Raw genomic sequence first — 18,975 nt, forward strand, 5'->3', positions numbered from 1 at the left:
GTGAATGCCAAAACGTGCTTGACCATTCGGGACGCGACGTCGCGAGATCGCGAGCAGCTGGAGAAGCATTTGATCGAAGCGTATCAACAATATGAGCGGCTGATGTCACCCGCCAGGTGGGAGCGGTACAAGGAGGAGATGAAAATGTCGGCGGCAGGTGAGCGGGCGATTGCGTTTCTCGTGGCGGAGTCAGGAGACCGCATCGTCGGCAGCGTGCAGCTTTTTGCTTCGTCCGAGGAGGCGTACGGCCGTCCGGAGCTGGAGATTCACTCCCCGATCATCCGTTTTTTGGCCGTGTCGCCGCAGGCCAGAGGGCAGGGAATTGCTGTCCGGCTGATCAGGGAAAGCGTCCTGCGCTCGCGGGCGGCCGGCGCCGACACCTTGCATCTGCACACGACAGACATGATGGAAGCGGCCGTGCAGCTGTACGAACGATTGGGCTTCAAGCGAGCGCAGGACAAGGACTTTTTCAACGGGGAGGCCCACGTCAAGAGCTACTGGCTGGACCTGCTCCAAACGGGTATCGCCTAAAAATGCTTCCAGGTAAAATCGATGCTGAGGTATCCGATGGGCCGATCCGCGAGCGTGACTTTTTCTTTCGTAGCCAGCTGCGGTGCGCGGAAGCAGACGAGGTCTTTGTGATAGCCGAAGCGTCTGCAAACGTCCGGTCGGGCGTCATGGATGCCGCAGCGATCCCGATCGAGATCGTAAAAAATGCACGTTCCCGGGAGTCTGAGCTGGTTTTCCAGAGCTTCGCGCAGCTTCCGCGGCATGGATTTGACCTTCTTCTGTATTTTTTTCCGTTCCGTTTCGGTGATCGGGACAGGGCCGCAGCACAGGCCCCTGCAGCCTTCGCAAGGTAATGTATCCGTCAAAACGACAACCCCTCCAACATGTTTGTAAGCAGATTGAGTTCTCACCAAACATTATGGAGGGATCGGAAGGTTATGTAAATAATTTAATTTCCAACTATACCACAAAAATTAAATTTTGTCAATGTTTATGCGAATGGGTGGATCAAGCAATTCCGATGAATGCGATCCGGACCGGTAAGAAAGAATAACCAAAAACGATCATCGGAGGCATCATGAAGAAGAAAATTGCTGATTCGCTCCTTCACTCTTCCCAGTCCAAGCCTGAGCAAGCCAATCTCACAAGTGAGGAAGAGGTGCGGGAAGAGCTCATGAACCAAGTGCTGCAAAGTACAATGATGACGGAGGTAAACGTCGCGAAGCAGAAGGACAGATACATGCTGGAAGGCAAGTAGAGGACGGAGGTGCTCCGTTCCAAACGGCATGCCTGTCGCCAGGCCGTCAAAAGGGAGCCGATCCCCATACCGGGGAGGGCTCCCTTTGCATTTTCACGCTGAGTATGGGAAGACGCTAGCCGACCACCAGGTAATACGCCTGCAGCGGCCCGTGCACACCGACGACCAGATTCATTTCGATGTCGGCCGAATTGCTGGGGCCGGAAATAAAATGAATGGAGGAAGGCGGGATTTCCCCCTTTTCCACGAGGGCGTTCAAGTCTTGCACAGCCTGCGTGATGCGCGGTACGAGCGTATGGCGCGGGATGATGGCGATGTAGCGGGCAGGCAGATAATGAAGGGCGCGTCCTTGTCCTGCATGGGAGCGAACAACGACCGTACCGGACTCGGCCAGCGTATAGTCGCTGAAGACGAGAGAGAAATTCGCCTGTTCCGCTTGGGCCAGATTCTGCTCCCGGTTCGTTGGGTCCCATGCGTAGACATCGATGTGTTCTTCCGGCCATTCCTGGGTCAGCAGACGGGTCAAGCCGTATTCATCAAAGCGCGGGTCGCGGGATCTGATCACCGGCCCACCGCCATTTTCCGCCACCAGTTTTTTGAGGACGCCAGCCAGCTGCTCCCGGTCTGTCTCGAGCACCGTCGTATGAATATTTCGGCACTGCGCTTTAAAGACTTCCAGCAGCTCGGCCTCGCTCAAATCCCGCATCGCATTCCGGTTGACGTCGTGCTTCCAGACGGGACGGGTGACACCGTCTGTCCGTCGCTTCCGCCCGAGCTTTCCGGCGATGTGATCCAAGAACGCATCGCGGTGGTGGATTGTCCCTTTTTCCTGAGTCATGCGCGTCCCCCCTTGTTCTTGCGGTCTTCAAACCAATCGCGGAACCGTTCCTTGGCAGGTGCCGGAAATTCACGGATGTCTGTCCAGTTTTTCAAAGGCCCGACCCCTTTGGAGATGCGCTCTCCGGTGGTAAAAGGACTGGCGGCGGCAGGAGCGAGCTTGGAACCGAGCCGGTAGAGTGCAGCCGAGGATGCCCCCATTTCAAACATTTTCATGGCCAGCTTCTCTGCCAGCGGAGCCCGGCCTTCTTTTTCCACGATGACCTGACGGTGCTTCAGCAGCAGCTCGTGCAGCGGGATTTTGACCGGACAGGCGTCGGTGCACGCCGCGCACAGGCTGGATGCGTAAGGCAGCTCCTTGTAATCGTCATAGCCGGCGAGGAGCGGAGTCAGGACGGCTCCGATCGGACCGGAATAGATGGAGCCGTACGAATGGCCGCCGATGTGACGATAGACCGGACATACGTTGACGCAGGCGGCGCAGCGGATGCACTGCAGAACCGGACGGAATTCGGAACCCAAAATTTCCGAGCGGCCGTTGTCCACGATGACCAGATGGAATTCCTCCGGTCCGTCTCCTTCGCCCGGGGCGGAGGGACCTGCCACCGTGATGTAGCTCGTCAGCTTTTGGCCCACTGCGCTGCGGCACAGCAGCCCCACGAGGACGTCCAGTTCTTCCATCGTCGGGACGAGGCGTTCCATGCCCATGACGGCAATCTGTGTCTTGGGGATGGCCATTGCCAGGTCGGCGTTTCCTTCATTGGTCACCAGGCAGATGGAGCCGGTATTTGCGACCGCGAAGTTGCAGCCCGTCACTCCGATTTCCGCGTCTACGAATTTTTTCCGCAAAATGCCGCGGACGAATTTGGTCATTTCGTACGGATCTTCGGTGTGTTCGTAGCCGAGCTTCTCGCTAAAAACGTCGCGGACTTGCGATTTGTTGTAGTGGAGGGCAGGCGCGACGATATGGGACGGGGGCTCGTGATCGTCGATTTGCAGGATGTATTCCCCGAGGTCGCTCTCGACCACTTCGCAGCCGATGCCCTCGAGCGTCTGGTTCATGTTGATTTCTTCCGTCACCATCGACTTGGATTTGACGACTTTTCGGGCCTTTTTGCGCTCGGCCACTTCTCTGATGTAGGCGGCCGCCTCTTCCTTCGTCCGCGCAAAGAACACATGACCTCCGCGCTTGGACACATTTTCACTGAGCTGCATCAGATAGTAGTCGAGGTTTTCCAGCGTATGCTGGCGGATTTGCTCGCCCAGCTCGCGCCACTGCTCCCAGTCGCCGAGCTCATCGGCGGCGGCCAGACGCCGGGTGTGCAGGCGTTCCTGCGCGGAGGAGACGGCCTTGCGCATCACGGGGTCTTGGATTCCTTGACTGACGCGATCGTGAAACTTTTCTTCGCTGATTTTCAGTGACATCGTATCTCTCCCCCTAGCGGCTGTTTAGCACTTCGGCGATGTGCATGACCTTGACCTTTTTCCCCAGACGCTCCATGCGTCCGCCAATGTTCATCAAGCATCCGCAATCCGCGCCGATCAGGTAGTCTGCCCCCGTTTCCATCACGCTTTCTACTTTTTCATCCACCATTTGCTCCGAGATCGGACCCATTTTCACGGAAAAGGTCCCCCCGAAGCCGCAGCAATTTTGCGAATGTGGCAACGCTTCCAGCTTCAGCCCCTCGACGTGGGACAGAAGAGCGAACGGCGGGTCCTGCACCTGCAAAAGACGTGTCATGTGGCAGGAGGTATGATAGGTCGCGACACCTTCCAGCTTTGCGCCGACGTCTGTCACACGGAGGACTTCCACGATGAACTGCGTCAGCTCGTACGTTTTTTGGGCGAGCGCCCGGGCTCGGTCCTCCCACTGCGGATCGCCCTTGAACAGATGCGGATACTCGGCAAACATGGTAGCGCACGAGCCGGAAGGGGTCACGACATACGCCGCATCCTCAAAAGCGCGGATCATGTTTTTGGCCGCTTCTTTAGCCTCGGCGACGTAACCGCTGTTGTAAGCAGGCTGCCCACAGCAGACTTGCGACGGTGGAAAGTCCACTTCGCAGCCCAGGCGTTCGAGGAGCTCGACGGTTGATTTCCCTACATTCGGTTGGAACATGTCGACCAGACAGGTAACAAACAATGCGACTTTCATAATCTTCCACCCCCTGTGATGATGTCATCTGATGACTGACGGCGAAAAAACGGCGTTTGCGTTCACGCCTGATCAAACACCTGTTTTTCCACGCCGAGCAAATGGTAGAGCATCGATTCTTCCGCTTTTTTCGAATTGCGGTTGGCAATGGCCATGTAAATATCCCTGTGCTCGGTCAGGAGCCTCTCCGGGGTTCCCTTCGACTGAAACAGCTTTTCCCGGCTGGCCTTCAGCGTCTTGCGCATCATTTCGGAGACGGATTGCATAAACGTCTCCAGGACGGCATTGTGGCAGGCGCTGGCGATGGCGTAATGAAAATTCCAGTCGGCTTGTGCTTGCTTGCCCAGATCTCCGGCCGCGACGGCGGCTTCCATTTCGCGGAGCGCGTCCTCGATGCGCCGCAAATCTTCCTCGGACCGCCGCTCGGAGGCGAGCTGCACGATGCCGGTCTCGATGATTTTGCGCGCCTCCAGCAGGGACAAAATGTCTTCCTCGGTGACCATCTGGATCGGCTCGAAGCCGGTCAGGACCTCTTCCGGGTCGAAACGGGTGACGAATGTGCCCTCGCCATGGCGAATGGTCAAAAGCCCCATGGTTTTGAGGGCGCTGATCGCCTCCCGGATGGTCGATTGCCCCACTCCCAGGAGCTCGCTGAATTCGCGGAGGGACGGGAGGCGATCGCCGGGTTTGTACGCTCCGTTCATGATCTGGTCTTTCAGGTAGTCGGCCACTTCTTCGTATGTTTTGCGAACCTTGAATTGCGGCGTTTCCTTCATCTGTGCATTCACCAATTTCTTTGCAGTCATCTGATGAGTCATATATTTCTTGGGTCTAATACTACCGAATGGATCCAGAAGTTGTCAACGGCGAGCAGGAGTCCGGGGACTGGCAAAAGGGCGCTGGTTGAGCGAAAAAGGAGAAGCATCAAGGCTGGTATGGATGGAGGGTAAATGCTTGCGGGGGGATAAGGAGGATTTCAGGAAGGGCCGTCAAATTGAACAGACATCTGATGACCTCAAGTGATCTGTGCACCTTTTGTGACGGTAGTATACCTCTCAAAGGCAAAGGAGGGGCGGTTGATCCAGGTGCCGCTGGCAATGGGGACACCCGCGCTCCCGTCCGACGCTTTTCTTATGAAAGAAAGGTACAGTCTCTCAAGCGTTCGCGGGGGACTGTACCTTTCCCGTTCCATAGGGCGAATCATGCGCATATCCGGGCATATGCCCGCTCGCACATTACTTCGTCAACAATTGAGGCTCGCTTCCGCCGAGCTTGATCGTCTGTTCGGAAGGGATCCACATGCCCGTATTCTCGTCCCGGCCTTGCAGGACGACCGTCGGGTTGGCTTTGCCCAATTGTGCGGCTGCTTTGGCTGCCTGCTGTCCGATCTTGCCCCCTTTGACGCGGTTGATCACCAGCGCGAGCTTGACGCTGTCCAGCTCGGTCATCATCTCGAAGTCGCCGTTGCTGTCGCCGGCGATAAAGATGGGGCCGTACCCGTATTTTTTTTCCAGCATGGACAAGATGACCTCCGTTTTGCCGTGGCCCACCGTGATGGGGTAGTCGGCCTGGTATTGATTCGTGATCAAGCCGTTTTTCATGGCGAGGCGCATGCCGATCACATTTTCGGAAGGAAGACCGTAGCCGTATTTCGGCAAAGTCGCAAACACGCGCACCACGTCCTCTAGTGAAGCGCTTACAATATAGACGTCAATGCCGTTGGAGCGGAAGGTGTTCATCAGGTTGCTCACTTCGGAGGTCAGCCGCAATCCCGTCGTATGAGACGCGGTCACGACACCCGCTTTTCCCGCGCGAGCTTTCGGACTCGTCCACGTCTCGGTTTGGATCGCCATGCCGAGGGCGAGATCGTTGGAAGCCTCCGCCAGCTTTTGCACTTCGTCGACGGTCATGTTGGTGAAAAGGTAGAGTACCCATGGATAGCCGATGCTGGTGCTGTGCGTTTCGTTGATGGCTTCGTACAGGAAAAAGAGCTTGGCGCGGAAGTCCTGGAATTGCTCGGTCGCCGTCACCTCTTCCAGCGATTTCGTTCCCGAGAGTCCCCGATAGTTGGCGTACAGGAACTGATAGTCGTTGACCAGGTCGGTCGCGATTGCGTCCAGCGTCACTTGCCTGCCGTCCGCGTTTTTGTATCCTTCGGCAAAAGGACCTTCCGGCACATTGGTACGGATGACTCTGCCGAATTCCTCAGGCGTGAGCTTGTAAGCCAGATGGTTGATCTGGTAGACGAAAAGGGCTTCTTCCGTGTCGTTCATGATGCTGGTGTTGTCCCAGTCGAAGACGACGTACGGCTTTTTATTCGGATGGTAGCCAGGGCTCTTTACCCCGTGTTTGGCGATGAGGTCGTTTACCGCCTGATAAGTGGCAGGCGCCCATTTCCCCTTGTCCAGAATCTGCGGCACGAGTGGTTCATCCTTGGCCAACGCGGGCATTTGCAGGGTCAGAAGGGCAGCGATCACGAGCAGGAGCCACAATCGTGACTTCCAACCCCACCGTTTTTGATTGTGTTTGGTCAGTACCTGTGACATGGACTTCATCCTTTCTTTTCTCTTTCTTGTCTATGGAAAAACGCTTTCCGCCTATGGATTCTGGCAATCACCCCCTGTAACAAAACAAGGCCTTCACCCGCGGAAGGAACGCATTCCGCGGGCAAAGACCTCATCGTCGAATATTTACTTGGTAGCTCAAGAATACGGAATTATTTGATAACTGGCAATAGAAAACGGAAAATTCGTTCGTCGGACTCACGTGTGCCTTGTATGACGATGCTGACAGGCTGCCATCTGCAGCCTGCCTTTCATTCCGTCAGCGAACGCTCGTGAATCGCTTTGATCTCGTACCTGAGCCGGCTCGTAAAATTCATGGAGAGGCGGGAAAAATGCCTCTCCTCCGAACGAACCGAACCGAGGTAGACGAGCTGCTGCCCCGGAATGTCCAATTCCAGAGTGGCGAAGTCCCCGGACGGCAGGTGCCGTTCGCCTATAAACGAGTAGTCCAGCCCGATCGTCACCGCCATTTCTTCCCGGACCGCGCTGCGGAGGGCATCCGTATTGTTCGTCGTAAACATGACGTTGACCGGCCCGTATGTCGCGGCGAAATCGTTCACGAACCATTTGACGTACTCGTCATTGTACAAAGCGAAGGACTGGCGGCGCAGCTCTTCGGGCGTGATGGACTTCTGATAGGCCAAAGGCGATTTTTTGCTGACACCGACGACCATACGTCCTTCCAGCAGTGGCTCGAATGCTAGCCCGACGCTTTTTTGCACCAGATTTTCGTACATGATGATCAGGCCGATGTCGATTTTGTCTTTGCGGATATCCTCCAAAATCTCCTGGGATCCCTTTTCTGCGATTTCGATGCGGATTTGGGGATAATCCTTTTTGAAACGGGCGACGGCGTTTACCAGCAGGTTCATGGGTCCGGGAATGGTAGCGAGCCGCAGCTCGCCGGTCAGCGCTCCTGTGTAGCTTTGGGCTTCCTCCCTGATTTCCTGCAGCTTTTGCTGGATTTCCGCCGCTTTCTTGATGATGCCGAGCCCTTCCACGGTGGGTTCGGCGCCCATGCGCGAGCGGCTGAACAATGTCACGCCGAGCTCCGCCTCCAGGCTGGACAAGGACTGACTGATCGCGGAAAGAGTCACGTGACGGTTTTGGGAGGCTTTGGTGAGCGATCCGGTCTTGGCGATTTCGACGATGTATTCGAGCTGCTCCAGGTTCATCTTTTGGTTTCCTTCCTTTAGCTGAGCTTAACTTAAGCTAAGTACAATTACATATGATTTAATATAAAAGAGGACTATAATGAACGCAAGGGCACGAAAGGCTGCAGCTGACCCAAATCGATTGGAGGCGTTTCTATTGGCTAGATTGGAAGGGAAAGTAGCGATTATCACCGGTGGAGGCACAGGAATCGGCAAACACACCGCTTTGCGCTTCGCGAAGGAAGGCGCCAAAGTCGTGGTAACGGATATTCATCTGGACAGCGCCAATCAGACGGCAGCCGAGATCAGGGAAGCAGGCGGTACAGCGTTCGCCATCGCCCACGATGTCAGCAAGGAGGAGCAATGGCAGGAGGTCGTAGCGCAGGCGGTAAGCGAATACAAAAAAATAGACATACTGTTTAACAACGCAGGGATTTATATCATCAAGCCGCTGGCCGAAATCGGTCTGGACGAATGGAACCGGCTGATGTCGATCAACGTGACCGGCGTGTTCCTGGGAATGAAGCACGTGATGCCGGTCATGGCGAAACAGCAGGGAGGCTCGGTCATCAACGCCTCGTCCATCGCGGGGCTGATCGGGGCACCCGGACACGTCCTGTACGGAGCGAGCAAAGGCGCGGTCCGGATCATGACCAAGGACGCGGCGATCGAATACGCGTCTCATGGCGTCCGCGTCAACTCGATTCATCCGGGGTACATCGATACCGGAATGGTCGCCTACGCTTCGGAAACGATCAAGCATTCCAAAGCGGAGCTGGCCCAGGGAGTGCCGACGGGCCGCCTCGGAACGGTCGAAGATGTGGCAAACATGGTGCTGTTCCTCGCATCGGACGAGTCTTCCCACGTGACGGGAGCCGAGTTCGTGATCGACGGCGGCGGCACTGCAAGATAAGGCGCAGACAAAGGAGGAAGGAAAGATGAGATTCGAGAACAAAGTCGCCATCGTGACCGGTGGAGCGAGCGGTATCGGGGAAACCACCGTTCGCGCTTTCGCAAAAGAAGGGGCCAAAGTCGTCATCGCCGACTTTTCTCCCCGTGGCCAAGAGCTGTCGGACGAGCTGAATGCAGGCGGTTTCGATGCGCTGTTCGTCAAAACCGATGTGACCCGTGAAGATGAAGTCAAGCACATGGTCAGCGCCACGGTAGAGAAATTCGGCCGCGTGGATATTCTCTTCGCCAACGCAGGTATCGCCAAAGACGCTCCCGCTCACCAGCTGAGCATGGAGGACTGGCAACGGACCATCGACATCAACCTGACCGGGGTGTTCCTTTGCGACAAGTACGTGATCGAGCAAATGCTGGCCCAAGGCAGCGGCGGAGCGATCGTCAACTGTGGTTCGATCCACAGCCATGCGGGGAAAGCCGGCGTGACCGCGTATTCTTCGGCGAAGGGCGGCGTCAAGCTGTTGAGCCAGACGCTCGGCATCACCTATGCGAAACAAGGCATCCGCGTCAATGCCGTTTGCCCTGGCTACATCGATACCCCGCTGATCGCCGGACGCGACGAGGCGCTGAACGAGCATCTGATCAGCCTGCATCCGATGGGGCGCCTGGGCAAGCCGGAGGAAGTGGCCAAAGCGGTCCTGTTCCTGGCCAGCGACGACGCGTCCTTCATCACGGGGACGAGCCTGTTGGTGGATGGCGGATATACCGCGCAATAAACAAACGGTTATGGATAATGAAATGAAGAGAGCGTTCCTGGCGCAGTGAGAGCTGCGTGATGGAACGTTTTTCTTTTTTGGGAGTTGACAGCAGGGGAGAAAAGCGATATTTTACAATTGACTGATTTAGTCAATCAAAAACTTCGACAAAAATCCTGATCGTAGTGGCGGCTGCACGTGACGATATCATTTGCGGCACGATCCGATTGCATTAGCGCTCGCATGCCTCAATATTGACTGACTGAGTCAATCTATAAAAGATGATGAGAAAAAGGAGCGATACAAATGTCTACCATCCAAAAAACGGGTACGGCCATTGTCATTGGAGGAAGCATGGCAGGCATGCTGGCGGCAAGGGTGCTGTCCGACTACTATGCAGAAGTGTTGATCATGGAAAAAGATGAGCTGTTCGATAAGCCCGGCGACAGACCCGGGACTCCCCATGCGTTTCATCCCCACCGCTTTACCGTACGTGGTAAGATGATCACAGAACGCTATTTTCCCGGCTATGAAGAAGACTTGGTGGCAAACGGAGCGCCTACCTCGCTGAACAAGACCGTTTACAACCAGAACCAGTACGGAAGCGTAGTAGCGCCGTACCCGCGCAATGACATCAAATTCAGCAGAGCGATGCTGGAGTGGGTCATCCGGAGGCACGTGCAGAGGAATCCCTGCGTCCGGTTTCTCTCGAGGCACGATGTGATCCGCTTGCTCACCTCGCCGGACCGTTCGGCCGTCACAGGGGTGCTCGTCCGGGAGCGCGGGTCCTCCCACCAGGAAGAGGCATTCCTTGCCGACCTGGTCGTAGACACGAGCGGGCGCTTCTCCAAGCTGCCGCAATGGCTGACGGAGCTCGGCTATGAAGTGCCCAGGCCCGATCTGTTGAAGGCAAACCTCGGATACAGCACGCGGCGCTTCCAGGTCCCGCCCCATCTGCTGCACCTCACCGACAAGTGGGATGTCATCAATATCGCGGGCCAGCCCAACGCGGGGACGTTTACAGGGGTATTTTCCTTTATCGAAAACAATGTGGCGGAAGTGCTGCTGTACCGTCCGGGCGGGCATTTCCCGCCTGCGGCAGCCGAAGAGTATCAACAGGAGATCGCCCGGCTTCCCAGCCCGCTCATCGCGGAAGTGCTGCAGGGGCTCGAGCCGATCACGAGCGTGAGAAGCTTCCGGGTCCCGGAATTGTATCGGCACCGCTATGAAGAAATGGAGAAGTGGCCGTCCGGGCTGCTGGTGATGGGCGATGCCTTTTGCATCTTTGATCCGATTTTCGGGCAAGGAATGACGACAGCCGCCATCGAAGCAGAAGTGCTGGACGCCTGCCTGAAGGAGCGGCAAAGCAACCCCGACCCGCAATTTGAACGGACCGTCCTGAGTAAAATGCAGCAGGTGATCGAGCCGGCCTGGTGGTTGAATTGCGCGACCGACCTGCAATGGCAGGGAGTGGAATACGAGGGTGCCGAGCCGCTTCGGGGAATCGCACTTGGAGGAAAAATCATGGATTTGCTGCTCAGAGAGGCGACGATCACGCAGAACGGTCAGCTGTATGGACTGTACTGGGGCGTGAATTCGCTGTCGCGATCCCCGCGGGACATCTTTCAGCCGCAGGTGGTGACGGAGCTTCTCAGCGCGAGCGAGGAAGGAAAGCGGCTGCTGGCGGAAGTGCTCGGCGAGTACGGCCAGCCACTGGCGGAAATTTTGGAGGACATCTTCCCTTTTAAGGAGTGAACCTTTCATTGGCACCATTAAATGAAGAACAATTGCATCAGATTCGCGATGAAAGACGGGACCAGATCATGGGAGCGGCGATCAAGGTGTTTGCGCATCGCGGGATCGCCGGAACGAAGATGAGTATGATCGCGGCGGAAGCGGGCATCAGCCACGGGCTTTTGTATCATTACTTCAAATCGAAGGAAGAATTGCTGACCAAGCTCGTGGAGGAAGCGATGGCCGGAGCAGAGGACGCCATCAGCAGCATCTACCGGCTGCCGGGGACGCCTCTCGAAAAGATCAGGGCCTTTTCCATGGAAATGCTCGACGAGAGCGGCGCACCTTATTTCATGCTGATCCACCAGGTCCGGACTTCGGATGGCGTCCCCGAGAAGGTGAAAGAGCTCATCGCGCATTACAATATGGACAGATTCATCGAGTACATGCTGCCCTTGTTTGTGGAGGGGCAGCAGGCGGGGGAGATTCTCCCGGGCGATCCCGCGGAGCTGATCTCTGCCTACTTGTCCGTCCTCTCCGCGCTCATGGTCCTGAACGTCCAGGCGCTCGGAGGCTACCGCATGCCAAAGGTCGATATGCTGCTGAGAATGATTGCCTGTCTGTAAAGAAAGGGAGCTGCCCATGAACAAAACCGACCGGCTTTTGGCGATCGTGCTGGAGCTCCAGCGCAAAGGTGTCGTACGAGCGGAGGATTTGGCTGCCCGCTTTGAGACGAGCGTACGGACCATTTACCGCGATATGCAGGCGCTAAGCGAAGCCAATGTCCCCATCGTAGGAGAGCCGGGCGTGGGCTACTCCCTGATGGAGGGGTACTTTTTGCCGCCCGTGAGCTTTACCGTGGAGGAAGCAGTGTCGCTCATCATCGGCGCTCATTTTGTCGAGCAAAAATTCGACCGGCGCTATCAGGAGAAGGCGAGGGAATCGCGTAGCAAGATCGAAGCCGTCCTTCCGGAGAATGTACGCATGGAGGCGGCAAACATCCTGGCGAACATGCGGCTGCTCGCGGCAGACAACGACTCTCCTTCCAGCAAGCAGGAAAAGGAGCGGGTGGATACGCTGCGGCAGGCGATGCTGGATGCCAGGAAAGTGTGGTTTCGCTATCGCAAAAACACGGCGGGGGCAGACGACCAGCGGGAGAGCGAGCGTGTCGTCGCCCCGTACGGGCTTGCAATCGTAAACGGATCGTGGGTCATGCTCGGACATTGTGAGCTTCGAGGAGGGCTTCGGCATTTTCGGTTGTCGCGGATGAGCGAGCTGGAGATTCTCGAGGAAACCTACCAGCGGCCGGCCCATTTCAACTTGCAGGAGTACGAGCCTGCCGACGACCGCAGACAGTTCGTGCGTCTGCTCGCCGACAGGAGCATTGCGGATCGAATCAAGGATTCTTCGTATTTTTACATCGACTCGATGGAAGACCACGAAGAAGGCTTGCTCGTGACGCTGCGTGTGCGCCAGACCGGGGAAGTGCTGCACTGGGTGCTGGGGTGGGGCGCCGGTATCGTGGTTCTGGAACCGGAGTCGTTTCGCGATCAAATTCGCGAAGAAATCGCAAACATGGCAAAACGCTACTGACATGATGGTGTCAGTAGCGTTTTTGTACGATAAGCATACCAAAGAAAAAGGAGCTGGAGCACATGAGTACACGCAAAGCATTGCAACGTTTTGAGGAATCGGTATCCCGCTATCGGGAGGAGCTAAATGAATTCTCGCTCGAGCAGCTCACCAGGCAGCCGAGTCCGGATGACTGGTCGATCGGGCAGATGTACATGCACCTGATTCTAGCGACCCAGTACATGCATCTGGCCAACGTCGAGAAGTGCCGCCTGGGGAAAGAGGTGACGGCCGGAGAAAAAACGGATGCCGGCCGCGAAGTTATTGCAAGAGGAGGGTTCCCGCCCATCCGCATCAAGGTCCCTGCTTCGCCGCAGTACACGCCGCCTCAGCCTGTCAGCAAGGAACAGATCGAGGAAGGCTTGAACAACGTGGTGACCCGGATGCGTGAGGTGGAGTCAACCTTGGAGGAAATATCGCCTGTCCACAAAGTCGAGCATCCGCGCTTCGGCGCCCTGAATGCCAGCGAATGGTTCCTCTTGATCGAGATGCACTTCCGCCATCATTTCCTCCAGTTGGACCGCCTGAAAAACGAGCTGGGCTACATCGAGCAATCGCAGTGAAAAGCAAAACCACCCGCGAGAGGGTGGTTTTTGGTTTGGAATTAGATCATCCGCCTCAGCTGCCGCACGTACGGACGCAGCTCGGAATTCGCTTCCAGATAGGTGGAGCACACATGGACGAGCGTACGGTTCGGCGACTCTTGTTTCAGCTCCTGCTGCAGCAGGCGGAGCACCTCTGCGAGCTCTTTCCGGACGGGCTCGGGCTGAGCGAGCTCCTGGACCTTTTCGGCCATGGCTTGCAGAAACGAGTGGACGTTTTGCTGCCGGCTGAGAGGATCGATCGGATTCAGATCATTGAAAAAGGCAAGGCTCTCCCGCAAGATGGGCGTGGCATCGGAGCGGAGCATGTCGTGGATGACCGCGTCCAACCGTTCGACGATGAACTGGGCCAGTGCGGACATCGGGAGGGCGATCACTTTCTGGACGGTATAGGTCAAAAATTCGCGGAAGATGCCCCGGTAGATGGCAACGATGTCCCACACGCAGCGCTCGATTTCGGGGCCGTACGCTTCCATAAAGCAGTCCTTGTGCCAGGCCAGCATCATGGCGCGCTTCTTCTTCCAGGCGAGAATGAACTTCTCGTTGTCTTTGATGGGGAGCTCTTTGAATTCAAACATAAAAAAGTAATGCTCCAGCATGTACTGAAGCTGGAACTGTATGTTTTGCTGCAGCCGTTCCTTTGGCGAGAGGGCGTTCGCCCGGCTGGAATTGTCCATTTCCCGCGCTTGGTCGAACATCGCCTGGTGGCAGTCGACGAACACGGCCGTGAACAGCTCCTCTTTGGAAGGGAAGAACTTGTAGATGCTGCCTTTGGCCATGCCGCAGGCTTCCGCTATGTCCTGCATGGAAGCGGACGTGTAGCCCTTCTCCTTGAATACTTCCATGGCTTTGTGAACAATCTGCTGCTTTTTACCTTCATCCATCGTACTCACCCCTCCGTATTCTGACATGCCGGACAAGCGAGGTCAATATATGGAATTGACAATGAAAACTCGTCAGTCATATAATGAACTCGAAAGTTTTCTGAGCGGAAAAAGGAGGAGGAAGCGGCTTGAAAATCGCAGAAGGTTTGGAAATGCTGGAGTTGCCAATGGTAGCGAGAGGGAACGAGATGATCATCCATCCCGTGGTTGTATATGGTGAGAATTCCTGTGTGCTGGTGGATACCGGAATGCCGAACTGCTACCAGGCCATCGTGAATTCCCTCGATCAGGCCGGGATACCCGCTGAGGGTCTGCATGCCGTTATTCTGACCCATCAGGATATCGATCATGTGGGGAGTCTGCCGCATTTTCTGGCTCGGGCGCGGCAGCCGCTGGATGTGTACGCGCACGCGGACGACAAGCGTGCCATCGACGGAGAGGTTCCTCTGCTGAAGCTCCCGCCTGAAATGAGTAGCGCCATTCTTCAATCGCTGCCGCCAAAGGAGCGCAGCGAGTACGAACACGCCTTTTCTTCCAAGACGGGCCCGAATGTCAATCGTGTCGTGACGGATGGGGAAGTCTTGCCGTTCGGAGGTGGGCTGCGCGTCATCCATACGCCCGGACATACGCCGGGTCATATCAGCCTGTATCACGAAGCGAGCCGCACGCTGATCGCGGGTGACGCGATGATCGTGGAAAACGGAGAGCTGAAGGGACCGAGACCGCAAGTCACTCCGGACATGGACGAGGCCATTCGTTCCCTGAAAAAACTGACGGTCCTGCCCATCGAAATCGTGATTTGCTACCATGGCGGCGTGTTCAAGGGCGACGTGAAAAAGCGGCTCGAGGAGCTTGCGGCGTCGGTGAAGTAACATGGCCGGCCAACGATTGGGTTCCTTTTTGCTGACGTTCTTGATCGCGGTCTTGGGCGGCCTTGCCTTTCAATGGCTGCATTTGCCGATCCCCTGGCTGCTCGGTCCGATGCTGTTCGTCCTTGTCGGCACCAAGCTGTGGAAGTCGTTTCGCCCGTTTTGGCCGGGGACTGTCCGCGACACCGGCATGATCGTGATCGGCTATACGGTCGGCCTGTCGTTTACGATGGCGACGCTGAGGCAAATCGGGCAGCAGCTGCCTTCGATGATCCTGCTCACGGCTCTGCTGCTGCTTTGCGCTTTTTGCATCGCCCTTTTGGTCTCCAAAGTGTCGCGGATTCCGTTTCCGACGGTGTTGATGGGGAGCATTCCCGGCGGTCTCAGCCAAATGATTCCGCTGGCGGAAGAGATCAAAGGGGTCGATCTGACCGTCGTCACGTTTCTGCAGGTGTCCCGACTCCTGATGATCATTTTCTTTGTGCCCATGCTCATCTTCAGTCCGTTCTTCGGGCTGGAGGGGGTAGACCACCAGCTGATCGCTGGCCAGGCGTCGGCGAGCTGGAGCGGCTTGTACCCGCATGTGCTTCTGTTTGCCGTCGCCTGCACCGCCTGCGCCCTGCTCGGTAAAAGGATCCACTTTCCGGCGGCGTTTTTTCTGGGGCCGATGATCGCCACCATCCTGATCAATCTGTCCGGGTATAGTGGTCCGGGTCTGCCAACCTTGCTGCTGAACGCGTCCCAGCTCGCGATCGGCGGCTACATCGGATTGCTGCTGAAGCCCGAGCAGCTGAGGAACAAGCTCGCCATGGCGGTGCTGGCTATCTTGAGCGGGGCAGTCTTGATCAGCTGTTCGCTCGGCCTCAGCTACCTGCTGACTACGCTTCACGCCGTTTCGTTCGTGACTGCCTTTTTGGGACTCTCTCCCGGCGGCATGGATCAGATGGGGATTATCGCGAAAGAGGTCCACGCCGACTTGTCCGTGGTGATCTGTTATCAGCTGTTTCGGACTTTGTTCATTTTTCTGATCGTGCCGTTCCTGATCAAGCTGATCTTCCGGTCGCGTCTGCGGGGCAAGGTCGCGGAGACGACCTGACGATTGTCAAACCAATACAGCTTCATCACAGCAGGTGCCTTGCCGCATCTGCTGTTTTTTGTTTGATCAGGGAGAGGCTTTCAAGGAAAAGGCTGCGTACGACGCTGCGTCGCCCCAAAACAGAGATAATTACTCGGGATTCATTTTGTGATATAGTTGCTGTTGTGAATTGCTAGAATAGACGAATGATTTCATCTGTGGCTTAGCGCTAGTTCGCTGGGCACGGCGGATACAGAAAGGACGGGTTCGCATGGCAAAGACAGAACATACAGAAGAAAGCTTGCTGTTCACCAGGGTGAACAAGGCTACCCAGGCATTGCCGATCTCGTTCGAGGACTGGGAGCAAAAGGCGCGGGAGGTGCTGCCGGACGGCCCGTTCGATTACATCGCAGGCGGATCCGGAGCGGAAGAGACGCTGGCTTCCAACCGTACCGCGTTCTCCAAGTGGGCCATCGTGCCGCGGATGCTGCGTGATGTTTCCCGGCGCTCTCTCGGCATCGAGCTGTTCGGGCAGTCCTGGAAAACGCCGGTACTGCTGGCCCCGGTCGGTATGCAGGCCATTGCCCATCCGGAAGGCGAGCTGGCGACGGCGAGGGCGGCTGCGGCCGCAGGCGTGCCGATGGTGGTCAGCACGGTGTCGGCGCATTCGCTGGAGCAAATCGCCGACACGATGGGAGATGCTCCTCGCTGGTTCCAGCTCTACTGGTCCAACGATCGGGAAGTGTGCGCCAGCATGGTGAAGCGCGCAGAGACGGCGGGTTATTCCGCTATCGTCGTGACTGTGGACACGGTGTTGCTCGGCTGGAAGCGCCGAGATTTCCGCAACGGCTACTCCCCTCTGCGTGAAGGCAAAGGCCTTGCGAACTACATCAGCGATCCAATCTTTTGCTCGCGCCTGGCCGAGGTGAACATGGAGAATGCCGTCGAAGAAGTGCTCCGCAATATTTACCATCCGACCCTGAACTGGGATGACATCGATTATTTGCGCCAGCATACCGGTCTGCCGATCCTTGTCAAAGGCATCCTGCATCCGGACGACGCCAAAATAGCAGTGGAGCGCGGCGTAGACGGCATCATCGTATCCAACCACGGCGGGCGCCAGCTGGACGGAGCGATCTCGACGCTGGATGCGCTGCCGGCCATCGCCGAAGCGGTAGAGGGTCGCATCCCGGTGCTCCTGGACAGCGGCGTGCGCACCGGCGCGGATGTGGTCAAGGCGCTCGCGCTTGGAGCGGCAGCCGTCCTGATCGGTCGTCCCTTCATGTACGGTCTGGCGGTCGCGGGCGAGCAAGGCGTAGCGAGCGTGATCGATACGCTGATCCAGGAGCTGGATGTATCGCTGGCGTTGTCGGGTGCAAGTTCGGTGGAGGAACTGAACTCTCGCATTCTTGTTCGCGTATAGTCTAACAACGAAAAGAGACCAATCCCCTTGAAAGAAGGAGGATTGGTCTTTTTCCTACAGATCGCAGCCGCGGCTCCGCCAAATAGCATAGCGCAGCCAGGTTTTCTAATTCGAGGCTATCTTTCCTTGACGGAAGCGTGGGCCGAAATCCCGTCCAGGATAGCATCCCAGTCATTTTCATGAAGCTCGTGGCCCGTACCTGCAAGTGTGAGGAGCGCAGCACCCGGTATCGTGTTGGCGAGGTGAACGCCATGCGCAAAAGGGATAATCGGGTCTTCCGTGCCGTGGATAACCAAGGCAGGCTGGGAAATCTCGTTCGTCCTCGTCAGGTAGTCTTCGCCGCCTGTAACAAAGGCGTGGTTGTACATGCTTGGCAGATGGCGTGCGCGCCGTGCTTCTTCGGTTGCCATCCTTTCGACCTTTTGCTGGTCAAAAGGATGCTTCGTTCTTCGAATGGCGGAGCGCAAAGATTTGCGTGAGCAGTCCGCCCATCGACATCCCGACGATGTGTGCCTGTTTGATGCCAAAGGCGTCGAGCACGCGCGCCGCATCATCGGCCATATCCTCGAAGGTGTAGCCGGGCGAACCGGGCGTGTAAGTGATAGAGCGGCCGACATCGCGATTGTCGTAGCGAATGACGAAGAAGCCTCTCCCAGCCAGACGCTGGCAGAAGTCGGTCTCCCACCAGATCATCGAGGCGGTCGCCCCCATCACCAATAGAATGGCTGGATCTCTCGGACTTCCAAAGCTTTCTGCGCAAAGTTCGATTCCATCCACGGACAGTATTTGTTCACTCATAGTCGATCTTTCCTCCTGAAAAGAAAATAAAAAACACAGGCATGGCTGCCTGTGCGGACGGAAATCGGAAAAGGATGAGGGCTTTTCCGCATGTCAAAAAAAGCAGACGCGGAAGTCTCTCTACCTCAAAGCATAATAAAAATGGGTTCCCGTATGGGCAAACCGGTTTCCGATTCCTACGCACCAGGCATAGTCTTATGGCGCACATCATTAATGGCGCATCAGTCATCGGAAATTAATTTGCCACACGTAACCCTCCGTTCAATGTAAAGTGAGCTCAGCATAACACAAACGTTTTGAAATTTCAACCAGCGTTGCAA

At 56.5% G+C, this 18,975-nt stretch carries 19 protein-coding genes and 1 pseudogene; 11 read left to right on the plus strand and 9 right to left on the minus strand.

From position 1 onward, the window contains the following. Positions 1-531, plus strand: coding sequence for a GNAT family N-acetyltransferase (locus RGB73_RS06430; protein WP_310770185.1), 531 nt, complete (start codon positions 1-3; stop codon positions 529-531). On the opposite strand, the gene RGB73_RS06435 is transcribed toward RGB73_RS06430, so the two are convergent. Then, positions 528-875, minus strand: coding sequence for a YkgJ family cysteine cluster protein (locus RGB73_RS06435; protein WP_310770187.1), 348 nt, complete (start codon positions 873-875; stop codon positions 528-530). The two genes, RGB73_RS06430 and RGB73_RS06435, sit on opposite strands and share 4 nt — an antisense overlap. Before the next feature lie 212 nt (positions 876-1,087). Between RGB73_RS06435 and RGB73_RS06440 the strand changes: the two genes are divergently transcribed. After that, the gene (locus RGB73_RS06440; RefSeq protein ID WP_310770189.1) at positions 1,088-1,267 is read left to right on the plus strand and encodes a hypothetical protein; all 180 of its coding nucleotides are present in this window, start codon (positions 1,088-1,090) and stop codon (positions 1,265-1,267) included. Positions 1,268-1,382: 115 nt separating this feature from the next. Here RGB73_RS06440 and RGB73_RS06445 read toward each other — a convergent pair whose 3' ends face one another. The 6 genes from RGB73_RS06445 to RGB73_RS06470 form a co-directional block, all read right to left on the minus strand. Continuing rightward, positions 1,383-2,105 (minus strand): LutC/YkgG family protein, encoded by a 723-nt coding sequence (locus tag RGB73_RS06445; protein ID WP_310770190.1) that lies wholly within the window; start codon positions 2,103-2,105, stop codon positions 1,383-1,385. After that, positions 2,102-3,529: a LutB/LldF family L-lactate oxidation iron-sulfur protein gene (locus tag RGB73_RS06450; protein ID WP_310770192.1), complete on the minus strand. Its 1,428-nt coding sequence runs from the start codon at positions 3,527-3,529 to the stop codon at positions 2,102-2,104. Before RGB73_RS06450 ends, RGB73_RS06445 begins: the two co-directional genes overlap by 4 nt. Before the next feature lie 13 nt (positions 3,530-3,542). After that, complete coding sequence (locus tag RGB73_RS06455) at positions 3,543-4,259, minus strand: (Fe-S)-binding protein (RefSeq protein ID WP_310770194.1); 717 nt, start codon at positions 4,257-4,259, stop codon at positions 3,543-3,545. A gap of 62 nt (positions 4,260-4,321) precedes the next feature. After that, positions 4,322-5,035 carry a FadR/GntR family transcriptional regulator gene (locus RGB73_RS06460; RefSeq protein WP_310770196.1) on the minus strand — a complete coding sequence of 238 codons (714 nt, stop codon included), beginning with the start codon at positions 5,033-5,035 and terminating at the stop codon, positions 4,322-4,324. A gap of 459 nt (positions 5,036-5,494) precedes the next feature. Continuing rightward, positions 5,495-6,805, minus strand: coding sequence for a haloacid dehalogenase-like hydrolase (locus tag RGB73_RS06465; RefSeq protein ID WP_310770198.1), 1,311 nt, complete (start codon positions 6,803-6,805; stop codon positions 5,495-5,497). Between the two features lie 269 nt (positions 6,806-7,074). Further along, positions 7,075-7,998 (minus strand): LysR family transcriptional regulator, encoded by a 924-nt coding sequence (locus RGB73_RS06470; protein WP_310770200.1) that lies wholly within the window; start codon positions 7,996-7,998, stop codon positions 7,075-7,077. Positions 7,999-8,134: 136 nt separating this feature from the next. On the opposite strand from RGB73_RS06470, the gene RGB73_RS06475 reads away from it, so the two are divergent. The 6 genes from RGB73_RS06475 to RGB73_RS06500 all read left to right on the plus strand — a co-directional run bounded on the left by RGB73_RS06475 (position 8,135) and on the right by RGB73_RS06500 (position 13,567). Further along, positions 8,135-8,890, plus strand: coding sequence for an SDR family NAD(P)-dependent oxidoreductase (locus RGB73_RS06475; protein ID WP_310770202.1), 756 nt, complete (start codon positions 8,135-8,137; stop codon positions 8,888-8,890). Positions 8,891-8,915: 25 nt separating this feature from the next. Continuing rightward, positions 8,916-9,659: an SDR family NAD(P)-dependent oxidoreductase gene (locus RGB73_RS06480; protein ID WP_310770204.1), complete on the plus strand. Its 744-nt coding sequence runs from the start codon at positions 8,916-8,918 to the stop codon at positions 9,657-9,659. A gap of 285 nt (positions 9,660-9,944) precedes the next feature. Continuing rightward, the gene (locus RGB73_RS06485) at positions 9,945-11,393 is read left to right on the plus strand and encodes an FAD-dependent oxidoreductase (protein WP_310770206.1); all 1,449 of its coding nucleotides are present in this window, start codon (positions 9,945-9,947) and stop codon (positions 11,391-11,393) included. An 8-nt stretch (positions 11,394-11,401) separates the two neighbouring features. Then, positions 11,402-11,998: a TetR/AcrR family transcriptional regulator gene (locus RGB73_RS06490; RefSeq protein WP_310770208.1), complete on the plus strand. Its 597-nt coding sequence runs from the start codon at positions 11,402-11,404 to the stop codon at positions 11,996-11,998. A 16-nt stretch (positions 11,999-12,014) separates the two neighbouring features. After that, positions 12,015-12,965, plus strand: a complete 951-nt coding sequence (locus RGB73_RS06495) for a helix-turn-helix transcriptional regulator (protein ID WP_310770210.1) — start codon at positions 12,015-12,017, stop codon at positions 12,963-12,965. Between the two features lie 62 nt (positions 12,966-13,027). Continuing rightward, positions 13,028-13,567 carry a DinB family protein gene (locus RGB73_RS06500; RefSeq protein ID WP_310770212.1) on the plus strand — a complete coding sequence of 180 codons (540 nt, stop codon included), beginning with the start codon at positions 13,028-13,030 and terminating at the stop codon, positions 13,565-13,567. A gap of 41 nt (positions 13,568-13,608) precedes the next feature. Here the strand turns inward: RGB73_RS06500 and RGB73_RS06505 are convergent, their stop codons facing one another. Next, entirely contained in the window at positions 13,609-14,490 is an 882-nt protein-coding gene (locus tag RGB73_RS06505) for a TetR/AcrR family transcriptional regulator (RefSeq protein ID WP_310770214.1), read from the minus strand. Between the two features lie 128 nt (positions 14,491-14,618). Here RGB73_RS06505 and RGB73_RS06510 point away from each other — a divergent pair, with 128 nt between their 5' ends. From RGB73_RS06510 to RGB73_RS06520, 3 genes are all read left to right on the plus strand, one after another. Then, complete coding sequence (locus RGB73_RS06510) at positions 14,619-15,362, plus strand: MBL fold metallo-hydrolase (protein ID WP_310770216.1); 744 nt, start codon at positions 14,619-14,621, stop codon at positions 15,360-15,362. 1 nt (position 15,363) lies between these two features. Next, positions 15,364-16,455: an AbrB family transcriptional regulator gene (locus tag RGB73_RS06515; RefSeq protein WP_310770218.1), complete on the plus strand. Its 1,092-nt coding sequence runs from the start codon at positions 15,364-15,366 to the stop codon at positions 16,453-16,455. 250 nt (positions 16,456-16,705) lie between these two features. Next, positions 16,706-17,857: an alpha-hydroxy-acid oxidizing protein gene (locus RGB73_RS06520; RefSeq protein WP_310770220.1), complete on the plus strand. Its 1,152-nt coding sequence runs from the start codon at positions 16,706-16,708 to the stop codon at positions 17,855-17,857. Between the two features lie 116 nt (positions 17,858-17,973). Here the strand turns inward: RGB73_RS06520 and RGB73_RS06525 are convergent. Further along, positions 17,974-18,655 (minus strand): annotated as a pseudogene (locus tag RGB73_RS06525) (alpha/beta fold hydrolase). Positions 18,656-18,975: the final 320 nt, after the last annotated feature.

The sequence above is a fragment of the Brevibacillus brevis genome, assembly GCF_031583145.1.
GTDB classification, from domain to species: Bacteria; Bacillota; Bacilli; order Brevibacillales; family Brevibacillaceae; genus Brevibacillus; species Brevibacillus brevis_E.